Source organism: Bradyrhizobium sp., assembly GCF_049512235.1.
GTDB lineage: Bacteria > Pseudomonadota > Alphaproteobacteria > Rhizobiales > Xanthobacteraceae > Bradyrhizobium.
Genome location: NZ_JBEKXH010000279.1, coordinates 1 through 8,747, shown reverse-complemented (window position 1 = coordinate 8,747; position 8,747 = coordinate 1). Strand labels below are relative to the sequence as shown.

The following is an 8,747-nucleotide window of genomic DNA, read 5'->3' as shown; positions in this document are numbered from 1 at the left end:
GTCGACCCGATCGAGGCGAACGCCCTTCGCGGAGGTCTGCTTTCGCTGCGCGACAGCATGGTGGTGAGCAGCCAGACGCTGATCTCCAACGGCTGCGGCGCATCCGTTGGCCTCGAGGCAGGCTATACCCAGATCGGCTCCGGCGCGGCATCGCTGATCGGGCAATTCCTCCACTTAAGGCGCAACGACCTGCGCCTGATCGTCGGTTGCGGTTCGGCCAGTGCCATTGCCGCAGCTTTCGGTGCCCCAATCACCGGCGCCTTCTACGCCTGCGAGCTGATCGTCGGCGTCTATTCGGTCGGCAGCGCGGCGCCGATCCTTGCCGCCTCCCTGGCCGGCGCGATTACCGCGCAATGGCTTGGTGGCGCCCCTTATTCGCTGGAAGTGCCCCGGGTCGGTAGCGTCGGCGTGGAGCAGTATCTAGCGCTGGTCTTGCTGGCCCTGATCGCCGGCGCGGTCGGCATCGCGGTGATGCGGAGTTCGCCGGTCATCGAACGGCTTTTCACGCAGGCCTGGATACCGGTCTGGATCAGGCCCGCGATTGGAGGTCTGTGCGTCGGAAGCATGGCGATCGTGACGCCGCAGGTCCTGGCGGCGGGTCACGGGGCCATGCTGCTGGATCTGCATCACGAGATAGCCACTGGCCTGATCGCCATGATCATCGCCTTGAAGCTGATGGCCTGTCTGATTTCGCTGGGCTCAGGATTTCGTGGCGGCCTTTTCTTCGCATCCCTGTTCGTCGGAAGCCTGATCGGAAAGTTCTATGCAGCCATCCTGCTATGGTTGGCCCCGGACCTGGCAGCCGATCCCCTGGTCAGCATGCTGACCGGAATGGCGACGCTCGGCGTCGCTATCGTGGGAGGGCCGCTCACCATGGCGTTCCTTGTCCTTGAAATGACGCGGAACGTCGACGTTACCGCGGTCGTTCTTGCGGCATGTATCGTTACCAGTGTCTGCGTCCGGTCCCTGTTCGGTCACTCGTTCTCGACCTGGCGGCTTCATCTCCGCGGCGAAACCATTCGCAGCGCCAATGATGTCGGATGGCTGCGCAATCTTACCGTCGAGCGCATGATGCGCACCGATGTCGGCAAGGTTTCCTCGACCGCCACGATTGCCGCGTGCCGTCGCGAGTTCGCGTTGGGTTCGCTTCAAGCCGTGGTCGTGGTCAAGGACCAGGACGATTATTGCGGGCTGGTGCTGCTTCCCGAACTGTTTTCCGGGGATCTGGATACGATCGCCGACGAGATCCAGGTGGTCGAGCTCGCCAAATATACCGATGTGGTATTGCTGCCGCAAATGAATATCAAAACCGCGATGAAAATGTTCGACGACGCGGAAGCGGAGGTGCTTGCCGTGATCCAATCGGACAGCCGCAAGGTCATCGGTTTCCTCAGCGAGTCCTTTGCTCGGCGGCGCTACGTCGAAGAAATCGACAAGGCGACCCGCGGTGTCCTTGGAGCCCTGACATAGGGCGGGATGGCTCGGATCAAGCGGCTGACTGGCTCGATAGCGTTCGGTCTTTATCCGCCCGCTGGCGCCGGGCCACGCTGCTTGAACTCAGCGGCATGGAGCTTCACGAAGTCGCGCATGCTCGTAGGTGCTTCGCCGGTGAGCCTCCGCACAACGTCCGTCATGCGGTCGTAACGCCCCAGCCTGTTCAGCTCGGTCATGGCCGAGAGATGGCTGACGACGTGCTCGGGAAATCCCGCTTTTCGAAGGCCCTCACTCCACGCCGGCAGTGGGACGTCACGATATCGGATAGGTCTGCCGAGCGCCTCGGAGAACGTGCGCGCATAGTGCTCCAGATCGGCGGACTCCGGTCCCGTCAGATCGTAGATCTGTCCGATATGCGGTGCGGGGTCGTCGAGGATCGCCGCTACCGCGCGCGCCACATCGACCGCCGAGACCGGTGAGGTCTTGCCGCTGCCCATCGGCAGCGCCAGCTCGTCGGAGGCCCGAACGCCGGCGGCGGCGAGCAGAAGAAAGAAGCCCTCGAGAAAGACCGTCGGTCGAACCGTGACGACCGGCAGTCCGGACCAGGACAGAGCCTGCTCCGCCAGCCAGTGCAGCTTATGCTGCGGGCTGTCGGTGCTCTCGTTGATGCTCATCTGCGAGACCGTCATCTGTGACATATTCACGAAAGCCTCGACGCCATGGTGGCGCGCCACCGCGGCGGTGTTGATCGTGGCTTCCAGGTATGCCGCCGATACGGACATTCCAAAATAGATGCGCCCGCAACCTGCAATGGCGCGGTGCATCGCGGCGAGGTCCGTCAGGTCGCCCTGTACGACCTCGGCGCCGAGCCGCCGCAGGGATTCGGCGCGCTCGTCTTCGCGTCGAACCAAGGCGCGCACCTTGTGCCCCCTCGCGAGCAGGAACTCGGTGAGGTTGCGGCCGATGCCGTCCACGGCGCCGGCCGCTCCGGTCACGAGAATCGGGCTGTCGTGTTCATGTTTCGTCGTCATGTCGCTGGACCCTGGGTTACGTTAAAAAATCCTCACTAATGTCGTCGTTGACGTGCAAGATCCGGCGGCGCCAATCTGCAAGGCTGCGCGTTATTGTCGAAGATCGACAGTAGCGGTCGTTCCGGCAACGAGTTCATTTTGATTTGCGCGGCTGAGAGCGATTCTGACCGGAACACGTTGCGCCAGGCGGACCCAGTTGAAAGTTGGATTGACGCTGGCAAGAAGGGTTGTGCCGGCGCTACGATCCCGGTCTTCGATGCCCGCCGCGACGCTTTCCACCCTTCCGCGCAGCGCGTGGGCGCCGCCAAGCAGCCGCACGTTGGCGGCATTGCCGACATGGATGCGCGGTAGCTTGGTTTCCTCGAAATAGCCCTCGACGTGGAGCGTGTCCGAATCGAGCAGCGCCATCACTCCCTTCCCGGGAGTGAGATAGGTCCCCGGGCGCAAATCCATGTTGGTGACAACGCCGTTGACCGAGGCACGCACCTCGCTGCGCGCGAGATTGAGCTTGGCAAGACCAACGTCTGCAACTGCCTGGTCATAGGCTGCCTGCGCCGAGCCTTGGGCGGCGACGACCTGGTCCATCCTTTGCTTGGAAACCACGACGTCGGGCGTCAGCGCACGATAGCGCTTCAGGTCGGCATTGGCCTCGTCGAGCAGGGCGCGTCTGCCCTCCAGCACCGCCTCGGCCTGCTTCAGCGCGATCTCATACCGCGCCCGGTCGATCCGGAACAGCACGTCCCCAAGCCGGACCTGCTGGTTATCCCGGACCAGCACCTCGGTGACGAAGCCCGAGACGTCAGGAGCAACCGGAACCACATCGGCGCGAACGTGGCCATCGCGAGTCCAAGGCTCGTCCATGTAGTAGTCCCACAGCTTGTAGCCGGACCAGAGTGCGGCCAGAACCACGAGACCGGTGAGCGAGAAGCGACGCAACGAGTTGAGAACCGTTTTCATGACATAAAATCCTTGGAAACGAAGACGAGACCGGTGACGAGACAGACGAAAAGCGCAAAATCGAACAACGCGGGATGCCAGATTCGGCGATACAGTCCAGCCCGCGCGATCAGCTTGCTAACGATGCGTGCAAGCACGAAGGCAACCACGTTCCAGAGCAGCAGGCTCGGAACCAGCACGCCGAACAGGTCAAGTTGGTATTTCATGCGGCCATCTCCTCTGGTTCCAATTGCAGCGGCTGATAGGTCGGCGCTTCCGGGAAAAGCCCTGTGCGAATCCCGGCAAGGCTGAAAAGGGCCTCATTGCGCGCCTCGCTCGCCGGCTCTTGCAATGTCGATGCGATCGTGCCGTCGAGCCGTCCGACCAGCGCGTGCGGAAGTCGGCCGACCGCGTGAGTCCGGTAAACCGAAGCAAGGTGAGTGACGAAAGCGTCAATCACCGCTCTTGTGCGGCGCGACAGGCCGAGGCTCGCCTGCCTGAGATCGACGAGACTAAGGGCCGCTCGAAGCTGGCGAAGATTGGCGGCGTTGCTCCGTGCCTCTCCCGGGACCACGGTGATCCGCGCGGCAAGCAGGGCCAGACGATGCTGCATGAGACTGGCAATCGCGACGCGATCGTGCGGCGTCTTGCCGTCGGCGACCGCAGCCAGGGTTTTCCAATTGCTGTGCAACAGCCGCTCTGCAATCCAGCCGGCGCCAAACAAGCGAACGATGCCGCTGATGACGCCCGTCAACCCAACGCCCAGCATCAGCGCTACGCTGGAGTTGGCGAACGAAACGAAATCGGCCGAGTATGACGAATTCAGCGCCAGTTGCACTGAGGTGTAGATAGCAAGCATTGAGCCGACGCGCGCGGTCGCGGGCCGCGCAGCCAACCAGCCGAACAGCAGGAAGGCCGGCATCAGCGCGACAATCAACATCTCCAGGGTCGTGATCCGCGGCAACACTCCAAACGTGTAGATTCCGTCCGTCGCGATGACGGCGAGGAACACCCCGTAGTAGCCGCGGAATGCCGGAAGCGGATCATCTACGCTGGCGAGCAAGCTGCCGAGGATTGCGGCGAATATCGGAGCAGTTGCGCCATCGGGCCAGCCGGCGACGATCCAGAACGCACAGCAGGCAAGGACCGACAGCGCCGTTGCCGCGGCGGTCCACAGCGCGAGCCCGTGGTCGCGATGAGGGACGGCGGGCGTCAACGTGTCAGGTGTGAAGGCGAGGGCAAGCGAGTCCGGATCGCGACCATCGGAGATCGCCTCGCGCAAGAGTTGGCAATCCCGCGTGACGTCTATGAGATTGCCCAGCCGGACAACGAATCCGGCGATCATGATCTCGTTCCAGGTGGCATCGGCGCCAGGTTGCGGCTGGACTTCATTGAGGGCAGCGCGCAACCCATCTGCTTCCTGCTCCTCCTGACTGCCATCGGCGAGCCAACGCGCAGCTCTGGTGCTGATCGCCGCAATATTTGCCGGCGCGCCCTCATGAGAATTCAGCGCGATCCCCCGGTCCTCGATCGATGCAAGCAGCGGAAGCAACGACAGCATGTGTTGTCGGAGGCGCCGCAGGCCTCGCGCGATATTTGCAGAAGTAGCGGTCTCATAGTCGAGATGCCAGCGAAGCTGGTCGATTTCGGAGGCCGCGGCGGCAAGGCGGATGCGTTCATCGTCACGCTCCCGGTCGCTGCCACGGCCAGTCAGGACATCCACGCCAAGTTGGCGCGCACCGGCGAGCCAGACGGTCGCTTGTGCTGCAATTGCGGAGGCGACGCTGCGTGGCAGCACCAGCATCGAAACGACGCTCGCGCAGATGATACCGAGCATGATTTCCTGCACCCGGGCGACGACGACGTCGAAAGTCAATTCGGGCATCGAGAGCACGGGAAAGCCGAGCAGCGCGACAGTGTAGCCGGACAGCATGAACATGTAGCTGCGCGGGGTGCCGTCGATCAGCGATAAATACAGACAAATTCCCACCCAAAGCGCGATCGCGAAGCTGAGCAGCTCGGGTGCATTCACGAAATTGGGGATCAGCGCGATCACCGCTGCCGCGCCGATCAGCGTTCCCAGCATCCGATAGACCGCCTTCGACCAGGTTGCGCCAGTCAGTTGGTTAGAAGCGATAAAGACGGAAGCCATCGCCCAATATGGGCGTGGCATATCGAGCCAGAGCGCGATGGAGAGCGCCAGCATTGCTGCTGCAAATGTCTTCGTCGCGAAGACGAGGGCGGCATGTCGAACCCAGAATGGTGCGGAGTGGTTCATGAATCTCACCGGCCGTTGCTTTGCTGGGATTGTCGTCACTTCGTCATCATTTGCCGTGTTTGTCGGCGCGGACGTTCGGTTGATGTAGCCTGCGGCTCTCGGAGCATATGCTTCGCAAGGCGATCGGCGAACGAGCCGATCACGATGGACGCAAGGCCGAAGAACGCCATGACGGCATCTAAGTAGGTGAAGTCCATTGGTGCTATCCTTTCTCTGTTTCCACAAGACGTAGTCGATCAAAGCCGAGTCATCCTCCAGCGCTCACGTGCTTCACGGCTGTTGCAGGTCCCGCTCACTCATGCGAGATAGCCGGAAACGCCGTCCCACAGTAACTTCACTGCCGTCACGACCAGCAACCCGTAGCAGACCCGATAGATCTGCCGCTGGTCCAGCGAGCCGTGAAGTCGCCAACCCAGCCATACGCCGCCGGGAATGGCGAACAGACATATCGCCATCAATGCCCAGACGCCGGCGGTCGGTTTGACCAGCAGCAGCCATGGCACCGCCTTGGTCGCGTTGCCGACCGTGAAGAACAGGCTCGTCGTTCCGGCGTAGATTTCCTTGCTGAGACCAAGCGGCAGCAGATACATTGCAAGGGGCGGTCCGCCCGAGTGCGCCACCATGGTGGTTATTCCCGAGGCAAGACCGGCCGTGATCGCCTTCGGCGTCGACCGCGGACGTGCAGCAACCTCCGCGCCTGCAACCAGCCATAGGCCGACAAAGATCAGAGTGACCGCCGCCATGGCGATGGCGATCGCGCGGTGGTCGAGGAAGCGGAACACCAGGTAGCCAAACCCGATGCCGATCACGAGTCCCGGCAACAGCGGCACAAGGTCAGGCTTCGACCAGCTCGAAGGCTTCCAGTAGCGCAGCGCGAAGAGATCCATCGCGATGAACAAGGGCGCGAGCAGACCGCCGGCGGTGACCGGGTCCATCACCATCGACAACAGCGGAATGCCGACGATGGAAAATCCGCCACCGAAAGCTCCCTTCATGAAACAGATCAGGAATACGCCGGCAAAGGCGACCAGGATCGTGGTGACCGTCAGCTCCATGGCAGACCTCCATTGGTTGCTCCGGGCAATGCGACGCCGTCGGGGCAACCGCTCATCGAGCGGGCCCCGCGCTAATTGAGGAAGTTTTCGCATTCCCCGGTACAATCGGGTTGATACAGACATCATGTTCCGATACAAATCTCGGTGCAATACAAACATTGAACTCGGGGCAATAATGTCGAAGTCCGAATATCTGAAGCTCGCCGACGCGATTGCCGCGGAAATAGCCGACGGCACCTTCAAGCCGGGCGATCGCCTGCCGCCTCAGCGCAATTTCGCCTACGACCGCAAGATCGCGGTTTCGACGGCAGGTCGGGTCTACGCCGAGCTCTTGCGCCGCGGGCTGGTCGTCGGCGAAGTAGGCAGGGGCACCTTCATCTCGGGCGATGCCAGGCGCGGCGTGGCAGCGCCAAGCGAGCCGCGCGGCATCCGGATCGACTTCGAGTTCAATTACCCGATACTTCCCGATCAAACGGCGCTCATCGCCAGAAGCCTGGATGGCCTCGAGAAACCTGCGGCGCTCGATGCCGCGTTGAGACAGGCGACCAGTGTCGGAACGCCGGCGATCCGAAGCGTCGCGGCCGCGTACCTGTCGCAGGGCGCATGGTCTCCTGCCGCCGAGCAGATCGTATTCACCGGCAACGGACGGCAGAGCATTGCCGCCGCACTCGCCGCGGTCGTGCCCACGGGCGGCCGCTGCGGCGTGGAGGCTTTAACCTACCCCTTTATCAAGGGCATCGCCGCAAGGCTCGGCATTGCGCTGGTGCCGCTGGCGATGGACGATGGCGGCGTTCGGCCTGACTCGGTGCAAAAGGCGCACCGTGACGCCCATCTTGCGGCCATCTACATTCAGCCGGTGATCCAGAATCCGTTGGGTATGACGATGAACGGAGCGCGCCGGGCCGATCTCGTCCACGTCGTCGAAAAGCTCCACCTTCCGATCCTCGAGGACAACGTCTACGGCTTCCTCGACAATGAGCCGCCGCTTGCTGCGCTCGCGCCGGACTCCTGCATCGTCATCGACAGTCTCTCCAAGAAGGCCGCGCCCGGCCTCACGCTGGGCTTCATCGTGACACCGCACCGGCTCCGTGAAAGCGTGATGGCCTCGGTGCGTTCGGGAGGATGGACTGCATCTGGATTTGCGTTTGCGGCAGCGCAGCGGATGATCGAAGATGGCACCGTTACCGAGCTCGCCAGATTGAAACGCCTCGATGCGCGCGCGCGCCAGAAACTGGCGGCCGATCGTCTTTCGGGTTTCGACATCCAGGCCAACGAAAAATGCTACCATCTCTGGCTGACGCTGCCGGCGCATTGGCGCTCGCAGACTTTCGTCGCGGCCGCGGCCAGACGCGATATTGCATTGACGCCCTCGACCACCTTCGCCGTTTCGCCTGGCCATGCGCCAAACGCGGTAAGACTGGCGTTGGCGGCTCCAACCATGGAGCAGCTCGATACTGGCCTGCGCACAATTGCCGGGATGCTAGCGGCCAAGGAGCACGATTTCGAGTCGACCGAATGAGCGACGTGCAATGGTTGCCGACGCATGGATCGGCACGCAGCGCACGCGTCATCTTCACATATAGTTGGCTGCCCCAGTCATAGGCCAGAACGTGAACGGACCGTTCTCGAAGCCTACGCTGCTCGTTGCCCAATGGAGCAGGCGCCAATACTTCAGCCGTGCGTCGTCAAGAGCGATCTCTCCGCTCGCGAGTTTTCGTTCGAAATAGTCCGTGGCGGCGATGTCGTTGATGTCCTCGAAACGGCCGCCCAGCTCGCAGTAGTCCCCGGATTGGAGGTCGCGCAGCGACAGGTCGACGGCCGCGCCGGTGGCATGGGTCGGCCAGGTCGCCGGATCATCCTCCCTGAAATCGCCGGGATCGACGGCATGCCTGAGCGCCTGCGCGCGCCAAATCGCCGGCGCTCCATCAGGCATCGTTCGAACCGCCTCGCGATAGAAGAAGTCCCACATCCCCTGCTGGCAGGCGAGCGTGCGATATCCATCCCAAACGATCA

The 8,747-nt window shown here is 62.6% G+C and carries 8 protein-coding genes; 2 read left to right on the top strand and 6 right to left on the bottom strand.

Translation table 11 applies throughout. The annotated features are described in order from the left end of the window. A partial coding sequence (locus ABSG20_RS22870) for a chloride channel protein (RefSeq protein WP_423866789.1) occupies window positions 1-1,470 on the top strand: 1,470 nt, incomplete at its 5' end. A 50-nt stretch (window positions 1,471-1,520) separates the two neighbouring features. Here the strand turns inward: ABSG20_RS22870 and ABSG20_RS22865 are convergent. The 5 genes from ABSG20_RS22865 to ABSG20_RS22845 all read right to left on the bottom strand — a co-directional run bounded on the left by ABSG20_RS22865 (window position 1,521) and on the right by ABSG20_RS22845 (window position 6,734). Beyond that, window positions 1,521-2,465: an NmrA family NAD(P)-binding protein gene (locus tag ABSG20_RS22865; protein WP_423866788.1), complete on the bottom strand. Its 945-nt coding sequence runs from the start codon at window positions 2,463-2,465 to the stop codon at window positions 1,521-1,523. 90 nt (window positions 2,466-2,555) lie between these two features. After that, the gene (locus ABSG20_RS22860) at window positions 2,556-3,422 is read right to left on the bottom strand and encodes an efflux RND transporter periplasmic adaptor subunit (protein ID WP_423866787.1); all 867 of its coding nucleotides are present in this window, start codon (window positions 3,420-3,422) and stop codon (window positions 2,556-2,558) included. Next, window positions 3,419-3,628 (bottom strand): DUF1656 domain-containing protein, encoded by a 210-nt coding sequence (locus ABSG20_RS22855; RefSeq protein WP_423866786.1) that lies wholly within the window; start codon window positions 3,626-3,628, stop codon window positions 3,419-3,421. Before ABSG20_RS22855 ends, ABSG20_RS22860 begins: the two co-directional genes overlap by 4 nt. Then, the gene (locus ABSG20_RS22850) at window positions 3,625-5,919 is read right to left on the bottom strand and encodes an FUSC family protein (RefSeq protein ID WP_423866785.1); all 2,295 of its coding nucleotides are present in this window, start codon (window positions 5,917-5,919) and stop codon (window positions 3,625-3,627) included. The genes ABSG20_RS22855 and ABSG20_RS22850 overlap by 4 nt, the downstream gene beginning before the upstream one ends. Before the next feature lie 56 nt (window positions 5,920-5,975). Beyond that, window positions 5,976-6,734: a sulfite exporter TauE/SafE family protein gene (locus tag ABSG20_RS22845; RefSeq protein ID WP_423866784.1), complete on the bottom strand. Its 759-nt coding sequence runs from the start codon at window positions 6,732-6,734 to the stop codon at window positions 5,976-5,978. A gap of 175 nt (window positions 6,735-6,909) precedes the next feature. On the opposite strand from ABSG20_RS22845, the gene ABSG20_RS22840 reads away from it, so the two are divergent. Beyond that, complete coding sequence (locus ABSG20_RS22840) at window positions 6,910-8,253, top strand: aminotransferase-like domain-containing protein (protein ID WP_423866783.1); 1,344 nt, start codon at window positions 6,910-6,912, stop codon at window positions 8,251-8,253. A 54-nt stretch (window positions 8,254-8,307) separates the two neighbouring features. Here the strand turns inward: ABSG20_RS22840 and ABSG20_RS22835 are convergent. Further along, window positions 8,308-8,747 (bottom strand): M15 family metallopeptidase (locus ABSG20_RS22835; RefSeq protein ID WP_423866782.1); only part of this gene is annotated, 440 nt, incomplete at its 5' end.